The sequence below is a fragment of the Mesorhizobium sp. B2-1-1 genome, assembly GCF_006442975.2.
Lineage (GTDB): Bacteria > Pseudomonadota > Alphaproteobacteria > Rhizobiales > Rhizobiaceae > Mesorhizobium.
On record NZ_CP083954.1, the window covers coordinates 19,098 to 40,396 of the forward strand.

20 protein-coding genes are annotated in these 21,299 nt (G+C 64.7%); 1 reads left to right on the forward strand and 19 read right to left on the reverse strand.

Annotated features, from left to right (window positions below):
- Positions 1-85 precede the first annotated feature (85 nt).
- Genes infB through rimP form a run of 4 tightly spaced genes read right to left on the reverse strand, consistent with a single transcriptional unit; the run spans position 86 to position 5,637 of the window.
- Entirely contained in the window at positions 86-2,659 is a 2,574-nt protein-coding gene (gene infB / locus FJ972_RS00100; protein ID WP_140523875.1) for a translation initiation factor IF-2, read from the reverse strand.
- Positions 2,656-3,306: an RNA-binding protein gene (locus tag FJ972_RS00105; protein WP_140497289.1), complete on the reverse strand. Its 651-nt coding sequence runs from the start codon at positions 3,304-3,306 to the stop codon at positions 2,656-2,658. The genes infB and FJ972_RS00105 overlap by 4 nt, the downstream gene beginning before the upstream one ends.
- Positions 3,307-3,344: 38 nt before the next feature.
- Complete coding sequence (nusA, locus tag FJ972_RS00110) at positions 3,345-4,940, reverse strand: transcription termination factor NusA (protein ID WP_140496790.1); 1,596 nt, start codon at positions 4,938-4,940, stop codon at positions 3,345-3,347.
- A gap of 49 nt (positions 4,941-4,989) precedes the next feature.
- A complete protein-coding gene (rimP, locus tag FJ972_RS00115) occupies positions 4,990-5,637 on the reverse strand; it encodes a ribosome maturation factor RimP (RefSeq protein ID WP_140523872.1) in 648 nt (215 codons plus the stop codon).
- 294 nt (positions 5,638-5,931) lie between these two features.
- Between rimP and FJ972_RS00120 the strand changes: the two genes are divergently transcribed.
- The gene (locus FJ972_RS00120) at positions 5,932-6,096 is read left to right on the forward strand and encodes a hypothetical protein (RefSeq protein ID WP_140496794.1); all 165 of its coding nucleotides are present in this window, start codon (positions 5,932-5,934) and stop codon (positions 6,094-6,096) included.
- A 113-nt stretch (positions 6,097-6,209) separates the two neighbouring features.
- On the opposite strand, the gene trmB is transcribed toward FJ972_RS00120, so the two are convergent.
- The 15 genes from trmB to FJ972_RS00195 form a co-directional block, all read right to left on the reverse strand.
- Entirely contained in the window at positions 6,210-6,911 is a 702-nt protein-coding gene (gene trmB / locus FJ972_RS00125) for a tRNA (guanine(46)-N(7))-methyltransferase TrmB (RefSeq protein WP_140523870.1), read from the reverse strand.
- A gap of 27 nt (positions 6,912-6,938) precedes the next feature.
- Positions 6,939-8,204 (reverse strand): methionine adenosyltransferase, encoded by a 1,266-nt coding sequence (metK, locus tag FJ972_RS00130; protein ID WP_140496798.1) that lies wholly within the window; start codon positions 8,202-8,204, stop codon positions 6,939-6,941.
- A 169-nt stretch (positions 8,205-8,373) separates the two neighbouring features.
- Complete coding sequence (locus tag FJ972_RS00135) at positions 8,374-8,793, reverse strand: helix-turn-helix domain-containing protein (RefSeq protein ID WP_140496800.1); 420 nt, start codon at positions 8,791-8,793, stop codon at positions 8,374-8,376.
- 139 nt (positions 8,794-8,932) lie between these two features.
- Positions 8,933-10,525, reverse strand: coding sequence for an apolipoprotein N-acyltransferase (gene lnt / locus FJ972_RS00140; protein WP_140496802.1), 1,593 nt, complete (start codon positions 10,523-10,525; stop codon positions 8,933-8,935).
- A gap of 200 nt (positions 10,526-10,725) precedes the next feature.
- On the reverse strand, positions 10,726-11,193 hold the full coding sequence (locus tag FJ972_RS00145) for a VOC family protein (protein ID WP_140523867.1): 468 nt from the start codon (positions 11,191-11,193) through the stop codon (positions 10,726-10,728).
- Between the two features lie 10 nt (positions 11,194-11,203).
- Positions 11,204-12,298: a hemolysin family protein gene (locus FJ972_RS00150; protein ID WP_140513164.1), complete on the reverse strand. Its 1,095-nt coding sequence runs from the start codon at positions 12,296-12,298 to the stop codon at positions 11,204-11,206.
- Between the two features lie 27 nt (positions 12,299-12,325).
- On the reverse strand, positions 12,326-12,832 hold the full coding sequence (gene ybeY / locus FJ972_RS00155) for an rRNA maturation RNase YbeY (RefSeq protein ID WP_140496808.1): 507 nt from the start codon (positions 12,830-12,832) through the stop codon (positions 12,326-12,328).
- A 17-nt stretch (positions 12,833-12,849) separates the two neighbouring features.
- Positions 12,850-13,842, reverse strand: a complete 993-nt coding sequence (locus FJ972_RS00160; protein ID WP_226880643.1) for a PhoH family protein — start codon at positions 13,840-13,842, stop codon at positions 12,850-12,852.
- An 83-nt stretch (positions 13,843-13,925) separates the two neighbouring features.
- A complete protein-coding gene (miaB, locus tag FJ972_RS00165) occupies positions 13,926-15,335 on the reverse strand; it encodes a tRNA (N6-isopentenyl adenosine(37)-C2)-methylthiotransferase MiaB (RefSeq protein WP_140496812.1) in 1,410 nt (469 codons plus the stop codon).
- Between the two features lie 62 nt (positions 15,336-15,397).
- The gene (locus tag FJ972_RS00170; RefSeq protein ID WP_140513156.1) at positions 15,398-16,198 is read right to left on the reverse strand and encodes a lysophospholipid acyltransferase family protein; all 801 of its coding nucleotides are present in this window, start codon (positions 16,196-16,198) and stop codon (positions 15,398-15,400) included.
- Positions 16,199-16,219: 21 nt separating this feature from the next.
- Positions 16,220-16,714: a ribosomal protein S18-alanine N-acetyltransferase gene (gene rimI, locus FJ972_RS00175; RefSeq protein WP_140496816.1), complete on the reverse strand. Its 495-nt coding sequence runs from the start codon at positions 16,712-16,714 to the stop codon at positions 16,220-16,222.
- Positions 16,714-17,391 (reverse strand): tRNA (adenosine(37)-N6)-threonylcarbamoyltransferase complex dimerization subunit type 1 TsaB, encoded by a 678-nt coding sequence (gene tsaB / locus FJ972_RS00180; RefSeq protein WP_140523861.1) that lies wholly within the window; start codon positions 17,389-17,391, stop codon positions 16,714-16,716. The genes rimI and tsaB overlap by 1 nt, the downstream gene beginning before the upstream one ends.
- 110 nt (positions 17,392-17,501) lie before the next feature.
- On the reverse strand, positions 17,502-18,608 hold the full coding sequence (locus FJ972_RS00185) for a DUF1513 domain-containing protein (protein ID WP_140523858.1): 1,107 nt from the start codon (positions 18,606-18,608) through the stop codon (positions 17,502-17,504).
- A 2-nt stretch (positions 18,609-18,610) separates the two neighbouring features.
- On the reverse strand, positions 18,611-19,690 hold the full coding sequence (locus FJ972_RS00190; protein WP_140523856.1) for an imelysin family protein: 1,080 nt from the start codon (positions 19,688-19,690) through the stop codon (positions 18,611-18,613).
- A complete protein-coding gene (locus tag FJ972_RS00195) occupies positions 19,690-21,288 on the reverse strand; it encodes a di-heme oxidoredictase family protein (protein ID WP_140523853.1) in 1,599 nt (532 codons plus the stop codon). The genes FJ972_RS00190 and FJ972_RS00195 overlap by 1 nt, the downstream gene beginning before the upstream one ends.
- Positions 21,289-21,299: the final 11 nt, after the last annotated feature.

Sequence of the window (21,299 nt, forward strand, 5' to 3'; positions counted from 1 at the left end):
GGGATAGGACCGTGCCTCATGTCTCAAATGTTTGCCAGGCGGCGGCCTCTCGGCCACCGCCTGGCATGACGGACGTCACACGAACTCAGAGCGTGCGGGTTACCATCTCGACGCGGAAGCACTCGATGATGTCGCCGACGCGCATGTCCTCGTAGTTCTGGAAGGCCATGCCGCATTCCTGGCCGCCCGGGACTTCCGAAACCTCGTCCTTGAAGCGCTTCAGCGTCTTCAGCGTGCCTTCGTGGATGACGACGTTGTCGCGGATCAGGCGCACGCCCGCGCCACGCTCGACCTTGCCTTCGGTGACACGGCAGCCGGCGATCTTGCCGACCTTGGTGATGTCGAATATCTCGAGTATCTGCGCATTGCCGATGAAGGTCTCGCGACGCTCCGGCGAGAGCATACCCGACAGAGCCGCCTTCACGTCATCCACGAGGTTGTAGATGATCGAGTAGTAGCGGATCTCGATGCCAGCGGCCGCGGCAGCGGCGCGTGCCTGCACATTGGCGCGGACGTTGAAGCCGATGATCGCCGCACCCGACGTCTCCGCCAGTGACACGTCGCTTTCGGTGATGGCGCCGGCGCCGGCATGGACGATGCGCGCACGCACCTCGTCGGTGCCAAGCTTGTCGAGCGCTGCGTTGATCGCCTCGATCGAACCCTGCACGTCACCCTTGATGACCAGCGGGAACTCCTTCAGTCCGCTCGTCTGCAGCTGCGACATCATCTGTTCGAGCGAACCGCGCTGGCCGGCATGACGGGCAACCGCCTTCTCGCGGGCCAGACGCTGGCGGTACTCGGTGATCTCGCGGGCGCGGGCCTCGTTGTTGACCACGGCGAAGCGGTCGCCGGCCTGCGGCGTGCCCTGGAGGCCGAGCACCTCGACCGGCATCGCCGGCGGCGCTTCCTTGACGTGTTCGCCACGATCGTCGACCAGCGCGCGCACCCGGCCCCATTCATTGCCGGCGACAAGGATGTCGCCCGGCATCAGCGTGCCGGTCTGCACCAGCACGGTGGCGACGGGGCCACGGCCCTTGTCGAGCTGCGCCTCGATGACGACGCCCTCGGCGGTGCGGTCCGGATTGGCCTTGAGGTCGAGGATTTCGGCCTGCAGCAGGATCGCTTCGAGCAGCTTGTCGAGATTGGTGCCCTTGGTCGCCGACACTTCGACGTCCAGCACCTCGCCGCCCATCGATTCCACGAACACTTCGTGGCGCAACAGCTCGGAGCGCACTTTCTGCGGATCGGCGTCATGCTTGTCGATCTTGTTGATCGCCACGATGATCGGAACGCCGGCCGCCTTGGCATGGCTGATCGATTCGATCGTCTGCGGCATCACGCTGTCGTCGGCCGCCACCACCAGGATGGCAATGTCGGTGGCCTGGGCGCCGCGGGCGCGCATGGCCGTGAAGGCGGCGTGGCCGGGCGTGTCGATGAAGGTGATCTTCTGGCCGTTCTTCTCGACCTGATAGGCGCCGATATGCTGGGTGATGCCGCCGGCCTCGCCGGAGACGACATTGGCGTTGCGGATCGCGTCGAGCAGCGAGGTCTTGCCGTGGTCGACATGGCCCATGATGGTCACGACAGGCGGCCGCGACACCAGGTCTTCCGGACGGTCGGCGATGTTGAACAGGCCTTCCTCGATATCGGACTCGGCGACGCGGCGGACCGTGTGGCCGAATTCGGTGGCGACCAGTTCCGCCGTGTCGGCGTCGATGACGTCGCCCGGCTTCAGGATCTGGCCCTGCTTCATGAAGAACTTGACCACATCGACGGCGCGCTCGGACATGCGCTGCGCCAGTTCCTGGATGGTGATGGTTTCGGGCAGGATCACTTCGCGCATAACCTTCTCGCGCGGCTCATTGTGCATCGCGCGCTTGAACTTTTCCTGGCGGCGGCGCATCGACGACAGCGAACGGGCCCGCGCATCCTCGTCGGAAAGCGCGGAGTTCAGCGTCAGCTTGCCGCGACGGCGGTCTTCCTCGCCCTTGGTCGGCTTGGCCGGACGCGCCACTTCGGGCGTCACCAGGCGGCGCACCGGCGCACCGGCGCCAGTCCGCTTCGGCTTGACCTCTTCTTCCTCGTCGGCGGTCGCCAGTTCGGCGGCCTGCGGCGCGCGGCGACGCGCCTCTTCCTCGGCGCGGCGGCGGGATTCGGCCTCGGCCTGCAACCGCGCTTCTTCCTCGGCCTGGCGGCGTGCGGATTCCTCGCGCTCGCGCTTGCGGCGCTCCTCATCCTCGGCGCGGCGCTTGGCTTCCTCAACGGCGCGTTGCCGGTCCTCGACCTCGCGCGCCTTGGAGCCTTCGAGCGCCCTGCGGCGCGCTTCCATTTCGCTGCGCGACAGTTCGTTCAACACCATGCCGCTACGCTCGACCGGTGCCGGCGGAGGTGGAGGCGGCGCCTTGGGTGCCTCCTGCACGACGGGAGCCGCCGCGACCACCGGCTTCGGGGTGAACACGGGTGCCGCCACCACCGGCTCCGGCTTGTCGCCGGGCAGCGAGAATTTGCGCTTCTTGGTCTCGACCACGACCGACTTGGTGCGGCCGTGCGAGAAGTTCTGGCGCACGGTGCCCTGTTCCATGCCGGGGCGCTTCAGCGTCAAGGTCTTCTTCGGCGTAACACTCAACGTCTTGTCGTCGCCCGATTTCGTATCGCTCATTCCATATCCTCTGCGGCCTCATCTTCGTCAGCAACGGCCGCAAGCATTGCCAGATCGTCCGGGGTACCGCCCCGATATCGGTCGAGCGCAACCATGCGCTTCTGGACCGCCTTACCCGCGTCTCCCGCGAGGACGGCAGCATGTATCACATTTGTACCCCCCAATGCCAAGCTCAACTCGGCCTCGGAGAAAAGTTTGTAGGCAAGGATGGAGGGGCCGCCAATATGGACGGTCGCCCGCCGCGCCTGGCTGATCTTGCGCACGCCATCGTCTGAGGCTTCGGTCGCGTGGAGCACGAAAAGCGCCAATCCGCCGCGCACCGCGCTCTCCACCTTGGTGGCGCCCAGCGCGATCGCCCCTGCCTTGCGAGCGAGACCCAGCATGCCAAGGGCGGATCTGGAAAGCAGCCCATCGACCATGCCGCCGAGATCGGGCGGCACGACCACCTGTGCCTTAAAGGCGCGGCTAAAAAGGTTCTTGGCCGCCGCCTTGTCGATATGTAGGCGGTCGGCGCTCACCCAGCAACCACGGCCGGGCAGATTTCTCTTGAGATCCGGAACGACGGCCGAATCCGGGCCGACGACGAACCGGATCAGTTCATCCGGTTCGGCCTGCTTGCGGGTGACGATGCAGGTGCGATCGTTCATCTCGTCCAAGGGCGGTTTCTGTGCGATGCGGTTTCACCTCACGCACCAACGGCTTCGTCAGCCGGCGCTTCTTCGGCTGCAAGCTCGTCTTCGGAAATCCAGCCGGCCTTGAGACGGGCCGCGAGCACCATCTGCTCGGCATCGGCGCGCGAAACGCCATGATCGGCCAGCACGCCCGGATACACCTTGGTCTCGCCGTCCTTGCGTTCCTTCCAGCCGGTGAGGTCGTCGGCGGCATAGCCGGCGAAATCCTCGATCGTCTTCACGCCGTCCTCGCCGAGCGTCACCATCATGGCGGTGGTGATGCCGGGGATTTCGCGCAGCTCGTCCTTGACGCCCAGCGCCTTGCGCTTTTCGTCGTGCTCGGCTTCGATCTTCTCCAGATATTCGCGGGCCCGGGTCTGGATCTCCGAGGCGGTATCCTCATCGAAGCCGTCGATCGAGGCGATTTCGCCGGCATCGACATAGGCGACTTCCTCGACGCTGGTGAAGCCTTCGGAGGCGAGCACCTGGCCGACCATCTCGTCGACGTCGAGAGCTTCCATGAACAGCGCCGAGCGCTCGACGAATTCCTTCTGGCGGCGCTCGGATTCCTCGGCCTCGGTCAGGATGTCGATATCCCAGCCGGTGAGCTGCGAAGCGAGGCGCACATTCTGGCCGCGGCGGCCGATGGCCAGCGACAGCTGGTCGTCCGGCACCACCACTTCGATGCGCTCGGCGTCTTCGTCGAGCACGACCTTGGCGACTTCCGCCGGCTGCAACGCATTGACTATGAAGGATGCGGCCGAGGGCGACCACGGAATGATGTCGATCTTCTCGCCCTGCAATTCGGCGACGACCGCCTGGACGCGGCTGCCGCGCATGCCGACGCAGGCGCCGACCGGATCGATCGAGCTGTCGCGCGAGATGACGGCGATCTTGGCGCGCGAACCGGGATCGCGGGCGACCGACTTGATCTCGATAATGCCGTCATAGATCTCCGGCACTTCCATGGTGAAGAGCTTGGCCATGAACTGCGGATGGGTGCGCGACAGGAAGATCTGCGGGCCGCGCTGCTCACGGCGCACGTCGTAGACATAGGCGCGGACGCGATCGCCATATTTGTAGTTTTCGCGCGGGATCAGCTCGTCGCGGCGGATGATCGCTTCGCCACGGCCGAGATCGACGATGACATTGCCGTATTCGACGCGCTTGACGGTTCCGTTGACGATCTCGCCGATGCGGTCCTTGTATTCGTCATACTGGCGGTCGCGCTCGGCCTCGCGCACCTTCTGCACGATGACCTGCTTGGCCGACTGGGCGGCGATGCGGCCGAAATCCATCGGCGGCAGCTGTTCGGCGATGAAGTCGCCGAGCTGGGCGTCGGGATTGCGCTCGCGCGCCGAGGAAATGGCGATCTGCGTGGCATAGTCGTCGACCTTCTCGACCACTTCCATCAGCCGCTGCAGCTTCATCTCACCGGTGTTGGGGTTGATGTCGGCGCGGATGTTGGTCTCCTGGCCATAACGCGAGCGTGCCGCCTTCTGGATCGCATCAGCCATGGCGGCGATGACGATCGACTTGTCGATCGACTTTTCACGCGCGACCGCGTCGGCGATCTGCAGCAGTTCAAGTCTGTTGGCGCTTACAACCATGTTTTTTCTCCCGAGCCTGTTTGCCGGCCCCTGGGGCCTGGCAGCTCAATCAACTTTCGTGTTCGTGTTCTTCCGTAGCGCCCGGTTCCGTACCCTCCGGTACGTCGTCGTCCGGTTCGCCGCGGCGTTTCTTGGCTTCCTTGCGCGCCCTATTGTCCTTCGACAACGCATCACGGATGAGGTCGTCGGTCAGGATCAGCCGGGCTTCGGCAATGGCGTCGTAGGGCACGCGCACTGTCGGCTCCTCACCGTAGGCCGCCTTGTCGCGCTCGATCAGCACATCGTTCTCACCGGCTTCGGCGATCTTGCCCTTGAAGCGCTTGCGATCCGCGACAACGACCGATGTTTCCATCTTCACCAGATGACCGGTCCAGGTCGAGAAATCCGATTTGCGCACCAGCGGCCGGTCAATGCCGGGCGATGAGACTTCGAGATGATACGCCTTCTCGATGGGATCGTCGACGTCGAGCGCCGGCGACACCGCACGGCTCACCTCTTCGCAATCCTCGACCGTCATGGTGCCGTCCTCGCGCTCAGCCATGATCTGCAGCGTCAGCCCGTTCTGGCCGGACAGATGCACGCGTACAAGGCGAAAGCCGATGCCGCGCAGCACCGGCTGGACGATCAGCGCGATGCGCGCATCGATGCCGCTTTCGCGGATGATGCGATCGTCGCTCTCGCTTGCCGTTGACGTCATTCGATTCCTGTCGATCATTCTCTAGCCGTCGGCAGGTAATAAAAAAGAGCGGGACCGGGTGGACCCACTCTTCGTCATACCGACCAAGAATTTGAGGCTGATATAAACGATCCGCCCCGGTGTTTCAAGCCCGCCGTCCCAACTGCGCGAATGTCCTGGCGCATTGGGGTTGCGCCAGGTGCATGCCATCCATGCGGCAACGGCCCTTGTTGGTCCTCAAGCCGCGCTCCTATCTATGTTGCATTGCACAAAACGACAGCGATAGCGCGTCACCGCACGCGAAAGGACATGACAATGAACAGCCGCAAGGTTTTTTCCGCCATAGGCGATCTCTTCACCACATTCGGCAGCGCCGTAGCCGCGTCGCGGGCGGTGGAAGCCGGCCGCAAGCCGCGCGCCCAGGATCTGCGCAGCCTCGGCATGGATCCGACGGCTTTCGACAAGATCGGCCGTTTCTGAACTCCGGCCAACGGGCGACATTCGATTTCTGTGTCCCCGCAACAATTGAAGATCTCTCCCTCACGAAGGGCCCAGATCCTGATGCCCAAATCCCGATGCCTGGGACCTGATGCCTAGGTCCTGATGAAGGTAAGATAGGCCGGCCGCCTGCCCTCGCGGACGGCTTTCGCCTCGTAGCGGGTGCCTGGCCAGCCATCGTAGGGGCGATGCCAGTCGACGGCCTCTGAAGCCTGCCAGGCGAAACCGCCATGCGCGCGGCAATGCAGCAGTGTCCAGTTCACATAGGTGTCGATGTCGGAAGCGAAACGGAATTCGCCGCCACGCTTCACAACGCGTGCGAAACGCTCGAGATTGACCGGGCTGACGAAACGGCGCTTCCAGTGCTTCTTCTTCGGCCACGGATCGGGATAGAGCAGGTCGATGCCATCGAGCGAGGCCTGCGGCAGCCAGTCGAGCAGCCGCGTGGCGTCGTCGTCGTAGACCCTGAGGTTGGCCAGCGGCTTTTCCCGCACCGCCATCATCATCTTGGCCATGCCGTTGACGAAGGGCTCGACACCGATAAAGCCGGTCATCGGCGCTTCGGTCGCGCGATGCAGGAGATGCTCGCCGCCGCCAAAGCCGATTTCGAGGCGAACGGCGGAAACATCGGCTTCGAACAGAGCCCGCAGATCCGACGGCGCCTCGGTCGTCAGATCGATCCGATAGGTGTCGAGGCCGCTTTCCAGCGCCGCCGCCTGCTGCGGGCGAACCGGCTTTCCGCGCCGACGGCCGAAGAAGGCTTCTGTCGCGCGGCTTGGCCTGTCCCCGGAACTCATCGGCTGATCAAGGTCCTGTCGCCGCCCTCAGGCAGCGACAGCATCCTTGAGCGCCTTGGCGAGATCGGTCTTTTCCCAGGAAAAAGATCCGTCGCGGCCGGCCTTGCGACCGAAATGACCGTAGGACGAGGTCTTGGCGTAGATCGGCTTGTTAAGGTCGAGGTGGCGGCGGATGCCGGACGGCGACAGGTCCATCACAGTGCGCAGCGCCTCCTCGAGCCTTGCCTCGTCGACCTTACCGGTGCCGTGCAGGTCGACATAGACCGACAAGGGCTGGGCGACGCCGATGGCGTAGGAAAGCTGGATGGTGCAGCGGTCGGCAAGTTTCGCCGCCACAACGTTCTTGGCCAGGTAGCGCGCCGCATAAGCGGCCGAACGGTCGACCTTGGTGGTGTCCTTGCCCGAGAAAGCGCCGCCGCCATGGGGTGCGGCGCCGCCATAGGTGTCGACGATGATCTTGCGGCCGGTCAGCCCGGCGTCGCCATCAGGCCCGCCGATAACGAACTTGCCGGTCGGATTGATGTACCACATGCAATCGTCGGCGATCTTGAGGTCACCCAATGCCTCGCGGATATAGGGCTCGACGACCTTGCGCACCTTCTTGGAATCCCAGCTCGCATCGAGGTGCTGGGTCGACAGCACGATCTGCGTCGCTTCGGCGGCCTTGCCGTCGATATAGCGGACGGTGACCTGGCTCTTGGCGTCCGGCCCGAGCTTGCCTGCATCGCCGTTGTTCTGGTGGCGGGCGGCGGCCAGAAGTTCGAGGATCTTGTGGCTGTAGTAGATCGGCGCCGGCATCAGGTCCGGCGTCTCGCGGCAGGCATAGCCAAACATGATGCCCTGGTCGCCGGCACCCTCCTCGCCCTGGCGGTCGGAGGCATTGTCGACGCCTTGGCCGATGTCGGGCGACTGGCCATGCAACAGAACGTCGATCTTGGCCTTTTTCCAGTGGAAGCCGGCCTGCTCATAGCCGATCTCGCGGATCGCCTTGCGGGCGACCGACTTGAACTTCGCCGGGTTGACGACCGGATGGCCGGCGGCATCCCTCAGGATGTTGCCTTCCTTGTCCTTCTTCAGCAGCGTCTCGGGAACGCGCACCTCGCCGGCGATGACGACGCGGTTGGTGGTCGCCAGCGTCTCGCAGGCGACGCGGACTTTCCACGGATCCATGCCCGTCTTCTTGGCCTCACGGTAGACCAGGTCGACGATCTCGTCGGATATCCGGTCACAAACTTTGTCGGGATGGCCCTCGGCAACGGATTCCGAGGTAAAGAAGTAGTTCTGCCGCGTCACGGGTGTCCCCTCTTGAAAAAACGATCGGCAGGCTGCCGATTTGGCGCGCCACGTGTTAGCGGGGCGAAGCGCCGCTCGTCAAGCGGTGCCGCCCTTCTGGCATGAATGTCGATGTCGATATTTTGTACCACCAGCGGCCGAAATGCCGCCGGTCGAGTCCTGTTGCGGATCAGTCGGAATCTTCGGACGCCAGCGACTTCACCAGGTCTATGATCCTGCGACGCACCTTGACGTCGGCGATCTTAACGAAGGCCCGGTTGAGTTGAAGGCCCTCCGGGCTGCCGCAGAATTCCACGGCGAAAGCCATCGAAGCATCCTCCGCGAAACCGCGGCCGGCCGGGCTCTCCTGGCCCGGCGCATCCTCGAAAAAGAAGGCGACAGGCACGCCGAGTATGGATGCTATCGCCTGCAGGCGGCTTGCGCCGACCCGGTTGGTGCCCTTTTCATATTTCTGTATCTGCTGAAATGTGATGCCGAGGTTCTCGCCTAGTTTTTCCTGGCTCATTCCCAACATATTGCGGCGAAGCCGGATGCGACTTCCAACATGGATGTCGATCGGATTCGGTTTCTTCTTGTTATCTTCTGTCATTTTTTCCTCGCCGAATTTTTTCGGCTTTGTGATTTTTTTCCTACCCAAACAAAGCCGGAGGCGACTGCCCCAACAGAACGATCCACCGGCTTCGAGAAATTTTCAGGCGTTACAGTATGAGTTTCTAATGTGTCGACTGTCAATTCACCCGTAGCCTTTGCCTTACATTGAACAGGACGGCAGCCAGGGCAAACAGCAACATGATCAGCATTCCGTTAATGCGCAGCTGGCCGGCGGACACGACCGCTTGCCGCGAGATTGGCACACGGACGTCGATGGCCCCGCGCGCGTCGATCGCCAGCGCATCGACGATGCGCCCCCGTGGGTCGACAACCGCCGAGATGCCGTTGTTGGCCGCACGCAACAAGGGCAACCCGTTCTCCACCGCGCGAATCTGAGCCTGCCTGAAATGCTGATAGGGACCCGGCGTATCGCCGAACCACGCATCGTTGGTAACGTTGACAATAAGCTGCGCTGACGTTGCGTCAACCGCCACCAGTTCGGGAAAGATCACTTCGTAACAGATGAAGGGCAAGGCGCGGACGCCATCCGGCAGCGTGATCGCATGCCGCTCATTGCCTGCCGTGAAGGTCACCGGGCCAGCGACCAGTTGTTCGATGCCGAAACGATCGAGCAGGTCGGCGAAAGGCAGGTATTCGCCGAACGGCACCAGATGGACCTTGTCGACGGCGTCAGCGATTTCGCCCTTGTCGTTGATCGCCACCACGGAGTTGTAGTAGCGGCTGCCGGCACCGGCCGCCGCACCGCCTTCCTCGCGCACGACGCCGGCGATCAGCATCTGGCCGGCGTCCAGCATGTCGCCCAGTGCGGTCAAAGCGTCCGGCCGCTCGGTGAGGAGGAACGGGACCGAGGTTTCGGGCCACAGGATCAGTTGCGGCTTTTCATGGCCGGGGTCCGGCGCCTTGGCCGACAGGCCTATCAAGGTGGCGAAGATACGGTCGCGCACCGAGGCGTCCCACTTTTCCGAAAGGTCGACGGCCGGCTGGACGATGCGCACATCGATCGTGCGGGCCTCAGGCGCGGCCGGAGCGTTGAGCCTGAGATAGCCGAAGCCGGCATGAGCGGCCACGAGCACGACAAGCAGCGCGACGCCAAGACGAAGATGCGTGCGCGCCGCCAGCAGCGCCGGCAGCGAGAAGACGAACACGGCGAGCACGTTCATGCCGACCATCCCGGTGACCGAGACGCTCTGCATCAGCAGGGGCACCGGCATCGCCGCGTAGCCGATCGCGTTCCAGGGAAAGCCGGTGAACAGGAAGCCGCGCAGCCACTCGGCCAGCCCGAAGGCGGCGGCCAGGGCCGCGATGCGGCCGATGTCGTTGCTCCACAGGAGCCGGGCGACCATGGCCGCAAAGCCGTAGAAGAAGGCCAATGCAAAGGGGATGCCGACCACCGCGAAGGGCAGCGCCCAGGCGAAACTGTCGGCCTCTACAAGCAGCGCCGATCCGATCCACCACAGGCCGGCGAGGAAATAGCCGAAGCCGAACCACCAGCCGACGGCAAAGGCCGGCCGCAGCCGCGCAAACAGGCTGCCCGAGGCCTCACCGGTCGCCCCGTCGAGCAGCCAGACCAGCAGCGGAAACGAAATGAAACAAGCGGCAAAGAAATCGTACGGCGCCTGGCCGAGCACCGCCAGGGCGCCCGCGAGGAACGCCACGAGCGCACGCCGCCAACCCCAAAACAGAATTATCCGGCCGGCCAGGCGGTTCATGCATTGTTCCGAGTCGTGCGAATCACGGCAGCAGATTTATCAGGCCGCGGCCTGCGCTCCAAACTTCGGGTGGTCTGCCGTGAAACCCACTCACCACTGCTGGAGCGCATCGCGTTTGAACTGATCAGACGACGCGCCTTAGGTCTTTGTTTTTGTGCATGTCCTCCTCCCAAAACCGAAGTTATTTAGGGCGACATGGATCAGCGGTGCCACCCTTCTATGCGCACGTCGCCGAGCCGTTCGGCCTCTTCCAGCGGAACGGAGCGGATGGTCTGGGTGAAGGTCCAGACATGGCCCTCGGGATCGCGCGCCCGATACTGGCGCTCGCCGTAGAACTGGTCCGCCGGCTCCTGGATTATACCGGCACCCGCCGTCCGCGCCTGCTCACAATGTGCATCAATGCCGTCTTTCAGCCTGACATAGACCGACTGCGTGTTCTTGCCCGAGACCGAGGCCGGGCTGGCGACGTAGTCGCTCCATTCGGAATCGACAATGATGTAGCAGTCGCCGAACCGCATCTCGGAATGGACGAGCTTGCCGTCGGCATCGCTGACCACCATGCTGCGCTCGAAGCCGAAAGCTGCCTCCAGCCAATCCAGCGCGGCCTGCGGATCCCTGTAGAACACGCCGGATCCCAAGGCGGCGTGCTTGAAGGGGTCTTCGGTCATCCGCAGGCGCTTAAGCCTGCTCGGTGCGCGCCGCGGCGCGGCGGCGACGTTCGCCCTTCTGGTTCTGCACGATGCGCACGCGCTTGACGCGGCGCGGATCGGCGTCGAGCACATGGAACTCGAAGCCAGGGATGGCCTGCACCACCTCGCCGCGCGCCGGCACCCGGCCAAGCGTGTTGAAGATCATGCCGCCGATGGTGTCGACATACTCGCCATGTTCGCCGGCGGCGAAATCCCCGCCGATCATCTTGGCGACCTCGTCGATCTCGGCCTTGCCGTCGACGACGAACACGCCTTCACCGGTCTGGGTGATCATCGGCTCGTCGTCGTCGTGCTCGTCCTCGATGTCGCCGACCACCATCTCGACGATATCCTCGAGCGAGACGAGCCCGTCGGTGCCGCCATACTCGTCGATGACCAGCGCCATCTGCGTGCGGGTCGTCTGCATGCGGCCCATCAGATCGGAGGCCAGCATGGACGGCGGCACGAACAGCACCGGCCGGATCAGGTTCAGTTCGCCTATGGTGCGCGAGAGATCGACCTGGGTGAGGTCGAGAACCGTGGCGGCGGGTGTCTTCCTGGTCGCCCGGCCTTTCCTGACGCGCGCAATCTTGGTGATATGGGCCAGCACGTCGCGGATATGGACCATGCCGCGCGGGTCGTCGAGCGTCTCGGCATAGACCGGCATGCGGGAATGGCCGGACTGCTCGAACATGCCAAGCAGATCGCCAAGCGTGGTCGTGATCTCGACCGCCTCGATGTCGGCGCGCGGCACCATGACGTCCTCGACGCGCACCTCGCGCAGCCGCAGGATGTTGTTGAGCATGGCGCGTTCGCCCGGCGAAAAGGATTCGACATCGCTCGTCGTCTCGGCGAGCGCGCCGGCGATCTCCTCGCGCAGGCTGGTTCCGTTGCGTTGCCTGAACAGGCCCAGAACGCGGTTGAACAGGGAAGGCCCGGCAGGCGACGGCTCACCGGCGACGCTGCCGGTGTTGGCAACACCAGGGGTAACGGTACTCGGACTTGATCCCTCTTCCGACGTGTCGGAAGCCTTGGTCGCACTGCCGGCGTCGGGGCGGACGGCAGTTTCAGGTTTGTCGTTCATCTTCGTCCGTCAATTGGTTAGAAGTAGTTACGCGTAGGGATCGGGAATGGCAAGTCTGGCGAGCGCGGCGCGCTCGACGGCCTCCATCTCCTCGGCCTCGGCATCGGTCTCGTGATCATGGCCCATGAGATGCAGCAGGCCGTGGATGACGAGATGGGAAATATGGTTCTCCAGCGGCTTGTCTTCCAGTGCCGCCTCGCGCGCCACCGTCTCCGCGGCCAGCACGATATCGCCGAGCATCGGCGGCAGGGGACCGCCCTTGGGGAAAGGAAATGCCGGAAAAGACAAGACGTTGGTCGGCTTGTCCTTGCCGCGCCAGCCGGCGTTGAGCGCCTGGACATGGGCATCGTCGGAAAAAACGACGCTGAGTTCGGAACGGCCAGCCGCACCCGTCTCGGCGAATGCAGCGGCGGCGGCGGCGGCGACCAGCCGGACAAGCTCGGCTTCGTCCGGCCAATGCCCAGCCTCGACCGTCAGATCAATGTCGACGGGCAGCGGCGGAGCCGGCCCGTTCGGCGTTTCGGGCTCAACCATGAGGTCGCTCGATCAAATCAGCTTTCGGTCCCCAGACCGCGGGCGAGCTTGCCGTCACGGTCGTAGGCCTTGACGATCTCGGCGACCAGCGGATGCCTGACGACGTCGCCTTCATTGAAGCGGACCGTCACCATGCCGGTCACACCATCGAGGATCCGGAGCGCCTCGACAAGGCCGGACTTGGTGTTCTGCGGTAGGTCGATCTGCGTCGGGTCGCCGGTGACGATCATGCGCGAATTTTCACCCAGACGAGTGAGGAACATCTTCATCTGCATCGGCGTGGTGTTCTGCGCCTCGTCGAGGATGACGGCGGCGTGTGCCAGCGTGCGGCCGCGCATGAAGGCGAGCGGTGCGATCTCGATCACCTCGGCGGCGATGGCGCGTTCGACCTTGTCGGCCGGCATCATGTCATAGAGCGCGTCGTAGAGCGGCCGCAGGTAGGGATCGACCTTCTCCTTCATGTCGCCCGGCAGGAAGCCCAGCCGCTCGCCGGCCTCGACGGCAGGCCGCGACAGCACGATGCGCTCGACCATGCCTCGTTCGAGCAGCATCGCCGCATGCGCCACCGCCAGGTAGGTCTTGCCGGTGCCGGCCGGGCCGATGCCGAACACCAGTTCCGAGCGCTCCAGCGCCCGCATATAGGCGTCCTGCGTGAGCGAACGGGCGTAGATCGTCTTCTTGCGCGTCGATATCTGGGCGGCCGAAACCTTTCCCTTGCGCTCCAGCGTCGGCAGCGTGAGCTGGTCATCGGCGGCGACCGCCATGCGCACGGCGCCGTCGACATCGGACTGGCCGATATCCACCCCCTTCTGGAGAATGCCGTAGAGATTGTCGAGCGCCCGGCGGGCCTGCTCGGCGGCGGAAGCCGATCCCTTGATGGTCAGCTGGTTGCCGCGCGAGCGGATGTCGACGCCCAGTTTCTGCTCGAGCCGGGCGAGGTTCTCGTCGAACTGGCCGTAGAGGGCGCTGGCAAGCTTGTTGTTGTCGAAAGTCAGTACGATGTGCGCCATGTCAGAAGCCCCAGATGCCGGTACCGGGGGCAGGTTCTTCAGCTCCGCTGCGCTCAACCGTCTCTCCTCATCTGCCGAGGTCATCAGACCAATTCGGCGAACAGGCTATTGTAACCCGTCTTCGTGATTCGCACCTGGATAATGTCACCGATTTCGCCGGCCTTTTCATCAACAATAACGGGCTGAAGCCAAGGTGAGCGTCCGACCTTCTGGCCGGCCTGGCGACCTGGCTTCTCAATCAGCGTATCTATGGTGCGGCCGACGAGACTCAAGCCGAAATCCTGCTGCTGCTTCAAAAGCAGCGCCTGGAGCCGCTGCAAACGCTCGTCCTTGACCGCTTCCGGCACATGGCCGGCCATCTCGGCGCCCGGCGTGCCGGGGCGCGGCGAATATTTGAACGAGAAGGCCGAGGCGTAGTTCACCTGGCGCACCAGCTCCATCGTCGCCTCGAAATCCGCCTCGGTCTCGCCGGGGAAACCGACGATGAAATCGCCCGACAGCGCGATATCGGGCCGCACGGCGCGGATGCGGTCGAGCAGCGCCAGATAATCATCCGCCGTGTGCCTGCGGTTCATCGCCTTCAGGATGCGGTCGGACCCGGATTGCACCGGCAGATGCAGATACGGCATCAGTGCCGGCAGGTCGCGATGGGCCGCTATCAGCTCGTCGTCCATGTCGCGTGGATGGCTCGTGGTGTAGCGCAGGCGCGCCAGCCCGGGAATTTCGGCCAGCCTGAACAGAAGGCGGCCAAGGCCCCATTCCTCGCCGTTTTCGCCCTGCCCATGCCAGGCATTGACGTTCTGGCCAAGCAGCGTCACCTCGCGCACCCCGGCTTCCGCCAGGCGCTCGGCTTCGGCGACGATCTGTGCCACCGGCCGCGACACTTCGGACCCCCTGGTGTAGGGCACGACGCAGAAGGTACAGAACTTGTCGCAGCCCTCCTGGACGGTGAGAAAGGCGGTGACGCCGCGCTTGATCACCTCGGCGCGCTTCGGCTGCGGCAAGTGTTCGAACTTGTCCTCGATGGCGTAGTCGGTTTCGACGATCTTCTCGCCGCCGCGCACCCTGGCCAGTACGTCCGGCAGCCGGTGATAGGTCTGCGGGCCGATGACCAGGTCGACGGCGGGCGAGCGGCGGATGATCTCGGCCCCTTCGGCCTGCGCCACGCAACCGGCGACGCCGATCAGCAATTCGCGGCCGGCGGCGGCGCGTTCGGCCTTCATTTCGCGAATGCGGCCGAGCTCGGAATAGACCTTTTCAGCCGCTTTTTCCCTGATGTGGCAGGTGTTTAGCAGCACCAGGTCGGCTTCGCCGATGGTCTGCGTCGCCGTGTAGCCGTCGGCGGCCAGCGCATCTGTCATGCGCTGCGAATCATAGACGTTCATCTGGCAGCCATAAGTCTTGACGAAGACCTTTTTCGCTGCCGCGGAAATCACTGCCTGCTGTCCAGCCGCAGTGCCGATGTCGTCGCTTTCAACCGTGTTCAAGTCCATCCGGCGGCTTCTAACGCCTTTCCGCGACAAAAAACAGACGATTCTGCCTGGGGGCCTTCGGTTCAGCGGCTCGGGCGCGGCGCGGCCAGTGCCGCCTGCATCATTTCGCGCACGCGGCTTTCCATCAGCTTCGCCGTTTCCTTCCGGTTCGACCCCTTGGCGAAGGCAATCGGTTCGCCGAAATGCACCTCGACATCGAGCGCGCCTTCCGCCATCAGCACTTTGAGATGCGGCATCAGATCCTCGTCGCCGATCCACGCCGCGATCGGCCGGTGCCGGCGGCCGAGCGGCACGCCATGCAGCCGGGTATAGGCGATCGCTACCGGCTGGATGAAGACCTGCTCCGCCGCGCCCTCCGAAATCGCCATCGAGGCGGCACCGAACAGCGTGCTCTTGAAAGGCAGGACGATGTTGCCGTCGCCCGTCGAGCCTTCGGCAAACAGCACCATGGCATCGCCCTTGGCCATGCGGTTGGCGATCTCGCTCGCCTGGTCGCCGGACGAGCGCTTGCGCTCACGCTCGATGAAGACGGTGCGCTGGAGCTTCGACAGCATGCCGATCAGCGGCCAGCCTTCCATGTCGGCCCTGGCGATGAACTTCACATCGGCAAACGAGCCCAGCACCATGATGTCGGTCCAGGAGATGTGATTTGAGGCAATCAACAAGGGGCGGCGGTCGGACATCGTGCCGTTTACATGGATGCGCATGCCGAGCGCCCTGACGATCAGCCTGTGCCAGATCTTGAGGATGAAGGTTTCCGGCCACCAGCCGGTCTTCATCGACAGGACCTGCAAAGGCACCAGGATCAGCGAACCGGCGACGACCAGCCCTATCGCCAGGAAAATCCTGATTTTTCCGATCATCGCTCCACCCCGAAACCCTGGCTAGCGAAGATCGCGGCGCATGACAAGCGCGCCGGTCGGTCCATGCTCGGGCGACCTGTAATAGTTGGGGCGCTTGCCGACCTCGCGGAATCCGAGACGCCTGTAGAGGGCGATCGCGGCGACATTGGTCTCGTCGACCTCGAGGAAGAGCGCTTCGGCGCGTTGCGCGTGCAGTTCGCGCAGCACCGCGTCCATCAACTGCCAGCCCAGCCCCTGGCGGCGATGCGACCGCGCCACCGCGACGGTCAGGATCTCGCCCTCGCCGGCCGCCAGCCGGGCCAGCACGAAGCCGACCGGCGGCTTGGCGCCCTGCCCGGTTTCGCGCGCGGCATAGCCGAACACGGTGTCCTGTTCGAGCAAGGCCGCGAACTCGCCATCGGTCCATGGGCGGACGAAGTCCTCGCGGTGCAGGAGCGAGACCGCCGGACTGTCGGTGGTCCTGAGCGGTTCGAGCGCGTAATCGCGGCGGCGCGGCTGGAGAAAAGGTATGCGCATTATTTCCCTTGCCTGGAAAGTATGAACCCAGCCTGCGGCTTGGCGTCGGCGCCGCGCAGATAAAGAGGTTTCGGCCTCTCGCCCTCGCCCTTGGTGACCGCCAGGCGGGCGTAGGTGAGAATGTCCGCGGTCGCCGTCTCGGGTCCGATGTCGAAGGAGCGTCCGGCGGATGCCGCGATCCGCGTCGCGGCGGTTCCGGCGAGCACCGAAGACCGCTCGCTCGCCATGGCCACGGCATCCGCCAGCGTGACCACGGCCGGACCGTAAGTCAAAACCGACATTTCATCATAGAGAGCGGCATGGATCTCCTCGCGGCCGGCATCGAGCGCGGCCAGCACGGCACGGCCGGGAAATGCCCCTGCCGCCTCGGCCGCCAGCGCCTCGAGCGTCGTCACGCCGATTGCAGGCAGCTTGAGCGCCAGCGCCAGGCCACGCGCAGTGGAAACCCCGACGCGCAGGCCGGTGAAGGAACCGGGGCCGACGGAGACGGCGATGGCGCCAAGGCCGGCATAGGCGGTTGCACCGGCCTTCAGCGCCTCGGCGATGACGCCCATCAGATGCTCGGCATGGCCCTTGCCGAGATCGAGCACCGCGCGGCCGAGTTCCTGCCTCGCCCCGGCATCATAGACGCAGGCGGCGCAGAGGTTGGCGGCACAGTCGATGGCGAGCACTTTCATGAAACGACCGGTTCGAAAAACAATTCCCTGTGCCTGCCACAGCGCGCCACCGCAAGGGGATAGCGCATAATTTGTTAAGCGGCTTCGTTCCGGCACAGCGGGAACGGTGTCTATGCGGCAGGCGCTATGCGCAGCATGTGGTTGTCCCAGACATAGTCCGGTTCGGACCGTGTCGCGCCATTGCCCTCGACGATTTCGCCGGCTCCGGTGGTAGCCATGAAACCCGTCCCGTCGGGCGCCACGCCGCAGACCTCGACCAGTGCGCTTGACGAGACGAGCCGCCCGCTCGCCGCATCGATCACCACAAGCGAATTGCCTTCCGGCGAAGAGACGGCAATGGTGCCGGCAACCGGATTGGCGGCGACGGAACCGATATAGTTGCGGAAGCCGGACAGGACATCCCGCGGCATGTCGAGGAGCTGCAAATCCTTGCCACGCGCCGCGCGGCCGACCAGCAGCGGACGGTCGGTGCCGGGTCCCCGGTACTGGCAGCCGAACCAGACGGTGCCGGTCTGGTCGGTGTCCATGTGGCGGATCGACAACTGGTGCAGCGCCGCCGGCAATTCGTGCTTCTCGACCAGATCGCCGGTGACACGGTCGATGAGTACATAGGATGGCTTCATGGTGGCGATGTTGAGCTCGGCGCGGCCATAATCGGGATGAGTCTCGATGCCGCCATTGGCAACGGCGATCGTCCTGCCGTCGCCCAGGAGCAGAAGCTCGTGGGGTCCCATGCCATAGGTCGGGAATTCACCAAGGCGCTTGAATTTCGCCCGCGCGTCGTAGACGCCGACGACGCCGGCCGCGTTGTCGAAATCGTTCTCGGTGGCATAAAGCAAGGCGCCGTCCGGGGAGAACACGCCATGGCCGAAGAAATGCCGGCCGGTGATGCTGGCGATGGTCAGCGGTTCATCGCGGCCGGCGTGATCGAAGACCACGGCGAAGGTGCCGGGCTGGCGGGCGAACACCACTGAGCGCTTCGATATGGAATCGAAGGTGACGTCGTGGCCGCGGTCGGGCAAGTCGATCGCGTGCAGGAGCTTGCCGGCCTCGGACAGGATTGCGGCGCCATAGCTGCCGTCGCGCTTGACGAAGGCGGTGGCGAAGACGGCATCGGCGGCAAGCGTATTTGCCCAGGCCGGCGGCGCCATCGCGGCGGCAAAACCGATGCCCGCGGCTCTCAGGAAATCGCGACGGTCAATGAGGGAGGTTTTCACGCTCAGTCCCCATCCAGCGAGGAAAACCCGGCGGTCAGGCCGAATTCGGCGGTCAGCCTTGTGCCGAACAGGGTCGACAGGCTGGAGGTGATCAGCGCGAAATGCTCGAGCTTTTCGCGCAGCGCCGGGTCGGCGAGCGCCTTGTCGATCGGCCCCTGCACCGACTTCGCGGCGGCGACGCCGTTGAGCAGCTGGATGTGGATCGATTCCGCCATCCAGCGCGCATCGGGCGGCAGCGCATCGCCGAGCTTCGAGGCCTCGAACAGCCCGTCGATGCCGGCAAGGTTTCCAGCCAGCGAATTGGTGGTGTTTTGCGAACGCCAGTAGATCGCCTGTTTCGGCTTGTCCGCCTCCGGCTTGCCGCCCAGGAAGCCTTTCAGGCGCACGTCGCGAACCATGTCCAGCTCGTTGATGAAGATGCCGACCAGTTCCGTCGCCGCTTCTGTGCCGTCGCGATAGAGCGGATTCTGCGGCCCCGGATTGGCCCAGAGCGCCGCAAAGCCGTCCGGCCTGTTCCAGGCGTCGGCGACATCGCCGGCCATGGTTTCGATGTTGTCGGCAACCGCCGCACCATAGGCGCAGCGATAGGGATCGTTCTTGCCGGCAAGCGCATCGGCGCCGTCACCGTAGAGCACGAATTCCAAGGCGCCGAGCCCCTGCATGGCGACGCTCTTGCCGGAAAGCTGTGCCGGATCGGTGGCGCTCGGGTCTTGGGCGGCCAACGCGGCCTGCACCTGTTTCAGGCCGATGCTTTTGCGATCCGGCCAAAACAGCATTCGCTCCAGCCGGTTGTTTTCCTTGATCGGGCCGAACCCGATGATCTCGGCCGACGACCAGGCATCCACCGTGCGCGAGAATTCGGCGCGTGCCGCATCGAGATCGCCCTTTGAGGGTTTTTCGCAAAGCGCGTGCATCGCCTTGTTCAAGCCCGCCGCGCGGTCGTGCAGACTGGCATAGGCCGGCCGGACAAAGCCGTCGATTGCCCGCTGGATGACGTCGGTGGCCTTCACCGCCGCCGATGCGGGGCTGACGCCCAGCAGGGCCAGAGGAAGAAGGATTACCAGCGCGGGACGCTTCAACATCACAGGGACTCCAGGAATTTGAGCAATGCCTCGCGGTCGGCGGCGCCGGCGGCGGCGAAGCGGTCGCGCGATTTCTGGCCCTCGCCGCCATGCCAAAGAATCGCCTCGACCAGGCTGCGGGCGCGGCCATCGTGCAGATAAAAATTGTTGCCGTTGACCGTTTCGGTGAGGCCTATGCCCCATAGCGGCGGCGTGCGCCATTCGTTGCCCGTCGCCTCGCCCACCGCCTGGCCGTCGGCAAGGCCGGGGCCCATGTCGTGCAGCAGGAAGTCGGAATAGGGCCAGATAAGCTGGAAGGCCTGCGCCTTGTTGGGCGCGTCGCGGCGGGTTACGAATTTCGGCGCGTGGCAGGAAACGCAGCCGATCTCGTAGAAGAGTTTCTTTCCGGCGAGCACATCCGGGGCGCCGAGGTCGCGGCGCGCCGGCACGGCCAGGTTCTGCGAATAGAAGGTGACGAGGTCCATGACCGGCGCCGGCGCCTCGGCCGGACCGAGCCGCTCCTGCACGCCGTCCGGCATGGCAAGGCAATCCTTCTCGGCGGCGGTGCAGTCGCCCCAGTGTTTGGGCTCCTCCGGCGTCGAGATGCCGATGTCGCCGGCAAAGGCATCCGCGGCCTGCTGGCGGATTGACGCGGTCTGCGCCTTCCAGCCGAAACGACCAAGGGTGAGCGCGCCGCTCATGCCGTCGCGCACGATGTTCGGCCTGCCGGAAATGCCGTCGCCGTCCCGGTCGTTCGGATCGGCATGGGCGATTATATCAGCGGGCGCGATCTGCTCGATCAGGCCGAGCCCGATCATCGGCGGCGTCAGGCGCGGCGACAGCGTGGTGCGCGGATCGAGCAGGCCGTAGGCCAGATCATCGACCGCGTAAGCGGGCTTGCGCAGCGAAACCACGGCGCCGTCGCCGAGCCCGACCTTTTCCTCGCTGTAGTCGACGCGCATCCGGCCCTCGCCGCGCAGGCCGGGGACGGCCAGGTCCTGCAGCTGCGAACCGTAGACCGGATCGGGGATGTTAAGCAGCCTGTGGTCGGCAAGCCGAGCCTTCTCCTCCTCGGTGCTCGCCTCGCGCGCCAGCCGCAGGAACATCGACGTGGTGCCAGCCGCGCCTTGCGGCGGGCGGCCGCGGCCGTCCTTCAGATGACAGTTCTGGCAGGCGCGTTCGTTGAACAGCGGTCCGAGCCCGTCGGAGGCCTGCGTCGAGGACGGCGACGACACCCAATTCTTGCGGAACAGGGCGTTGCCCAGCTTGAAGGTGCCTTCTTCCTCGAAGGTGATGTTGGCCGACGATTGCGAGAAGGAATCGCGGTTGACGTCCTTCCTGGATGTGCCGGCGCCGCCTTGCATCAATTCGAACTGCTCGGGTTTCGAGAAGTCCTTGGTCGGCCTGGTAACGGCTGTGACGCGCGCCTGATCCTTCGGGCTGAGGTCGGTGCGCGTGGCGGCGAAATTGGCGGGCTGCTGCGAGCCGGACCCGCCCGTGGCGAAGGTCAAAAGAATGATGGCGGCCGAACCGGAAAGCACGACGCTTCCCGGTTTTCTGTTTGACGACAGGCCTTCGGCCCGCCGCCAGCGGCGCAGCAATGCTAGGGTGCGCCGCATTCCCGCATGCC

What these genes read in the sequence shown, in the direction of transcription:
- infB (WP_140523875.1), bottom strand. Translation starts at nt 2,659, where the DNA reads ATGAGCGATACGAAATCGGGCGACGACAAGACGTTGAGTGTTACGCCG.
- FJ972_RS00105 (WP_140497289.1), bottom strand. Translation starts at nt 3,306, where the DNA reads ATGAACGATCGCACCTGCATCGTCACCCGCAAGCAGGCCGAACCGGAT.
- nusA (WP_140496790.1), bottom strand. Translation starts at nt 4,940, where the DNA reads ATGGTTGTAAGCGCCAACAGACTTGAACTGCTGCAGATCGCCGACGCG.
- rimP (WP_140523872.1), bottom strand. Translation starts at nt 5,637, where the DNA reads ATGACGTCAACGGCAAGCGAGAGCGACGATCGCATCATCCGCGAAAGC.
- FJ972_RS00120 (WP_140496794.1), top strand. Translation starts at nt 5,932, where the DNA reads ATGAACAGCCGCAAGGTTTTTTCCGCCATAGGCGATCTCTTCACCACA.
- trmB (WP_140523870.1), bottom strand. Translation starts at nt 6,911, where the DNA reads ATGAGTTCCGGGGACAGGCCAAGCCGCGCGACAGAAGCCTTCTTCGGC.
- FJ972_RS00135 (WP_140496800.1), bottom strand. Translation starts at nt 8,793, where the DNA reads ATGACAGAAGATAACAAGAAGAAACCGAATCCGATCGACATCCATGTT.
- lnt (WP_140496802.1), bottom strand. Translation starts at nt 10,525, where the DNA reads ATGAACCGCCTGGCCGGCCGGATAATTCTGTTTTGGGGTTGGCGGCGT.
- FJ972_RS00145 (WP_140523867.1), bottom strand. Translation starts at nt 11,193, where the DNA reads ATGACCGAAGACCCCTTCAAGCACGCCGCCTTGGGATCCGGCGTGTTC.
- FJ972_RS00150 (WP_140513164.1), bottom strand. Translation starts at nt 12,298, where the DNA reads ATGAACGACAAACCTGAAACTGCCGTCCGCCCCGACGCCGGCAGTGCG.
- ybeY (WP_140496808.1), bottom strand. Translation starts at nt 12,832, where the DNA reads ATGGTTGAGCCCGAAACGCCGAACGGGCCGGCTCCGCCGCTGCCCGTC.
- FJ972_RS00160 (WP_226880643.1), bottom strand. Translation starts at nt 13,842, where the DNA reads ATGGCGCACATCGTACTGACTTTCGACAACAACAAGCTTGCCAGCGCC.
- miaB (WP_140496812.1), bottom strand. Translation starts at nt 15,335, where the DNA reads ATGGACTTGAACACGGTTGAAAGCGACGACATCGGCACTGCGGCTGGA.
- FJ972_RS00170 (WP_140513156.1), bottom strand. Translation starts at nt 16,198, where the DNA reads ATGATCGGAAAAATCAGGATTTTCCTGGCGATAGGGCTGGTCGTCGCC.
- rimI (WP_140496816.1), bottom strand. Translation starts at nt 16,714, where the DNA reads ATGCGCATACCTTTTCTCCAGCCGCGCCGCCGCGATTACGCGCTCGAA.
- tsaB (WP_140523861.1), bottom strand. Translation starts at nt 17,391, where the DNA reads ATGAAAGTGCTCGCCATCGACTGTGCCGCCAACCTCTGCGCCGCCTGC.
- FJ972_RS00190 (WP_140523856.1), bottom strand. Translation starts at nt 19,690, where the DNA reads ATGTTGAAGCGTCCCGCGCTGGTAATCCTTCTTCCTCTGGCCCTGCTG.
- FJ972_RS00195 (WP_140523853.1), bottom strand. Translation starts at nt 21,288, where the DNA reads ATGCGGCGCACCCTAGCATTGCTGCGCCGCTGGCGGCGGGCCGAAGGC.